An 865-nucleotide genomic window follows, 5' to 3' on the forward strand; every position below is an offset into this window, starting at 1 on the left:
ATCGCATCGTTTCGGGAGACATCCCCCCAGCCGTAGTCGTTCCCAACAACGGCACGCACACGGTCGTCATCGAATACCTCGCAGATCAGGAGACATCCGATCCCCGCACGGATTTCGATCTGGACACGATGATCGTCAAAGCCGGCTGTTCGGAGTTTACGATGGCAATGAGTGGTATTGCCGTTATGCCTCGGATGACGGTTGCGGACTGGGATGCCGGTACGCGGGGTCTCAATGATCGCGTCTGCTTGGACAACGGTTTGCGTATCACCAACCCTGGTACCGACACCCTCGTTATCACGGCCATCAACAGCGTATCGGGAGGCTTTACCCTTTCGAATCCGACCAACCCACCGCTGCCTATTCGTATTCCCCCCGCAGTCTTCGCGCCTGCCAATGTCGTGTTGCTGCGTACGGCCTGTTTCGAAAGGAGCACGGTAGGCGGCGAGAACATTGAGGTGACGTTTACGACAAACCTACCCCAGTATGCTCCCGCCATAACGGCGGAACCCGACGCTGTTCGCGACACGGTATCGGCATGGAGCGGTCGCACGCAAGCACCAGGTCCGTTCATCAAGGGGCATGCGTTTGGCACGATTCGTCAAGGATCACAGCGGGACTTCGTTGCCGCAACGCCTTCGGCCACAACGGACCTTGTCACCTATAATACAGGTACAGCGCCGATCAATCTGACGGCAATTCGTTTCACGGAGTCACAGAACGAATTCTGGCCAGCAGGTTCCAATGATGCGAATTACATCTTCAAGATTGTTTCTTCGACACTCAATGGCACACCCGTTTCGTTCCCACAAGCACTTACGAGCGACGGCAATGGCAATCCGGTGGATGTCGTGGCTATCCGCGT

1 protein-coding gene is annotated in these 865 nt (G+C 56.3%); it reads left to right on the plus strand.

What is annotated here, in order from left to right; genetic code table 11:
* Positions 1–865: hypothetical protein (locus tag ACLD7X_RS17215; protein WP_411424913.1), on the plus strand; the 865-nt coding region annotated here is incomplete at both ends.

The sequence above is a fragment of the Aphanothece microscopica RSMan92 genome, from assembly GCF_046613545.2.
Taxonomy (GTDB): domain Bacteria; phylum Cyanobacteriota; class Cyanobacteriia; order PCC-6307; family Cyanobiaceae; genus NIES-981.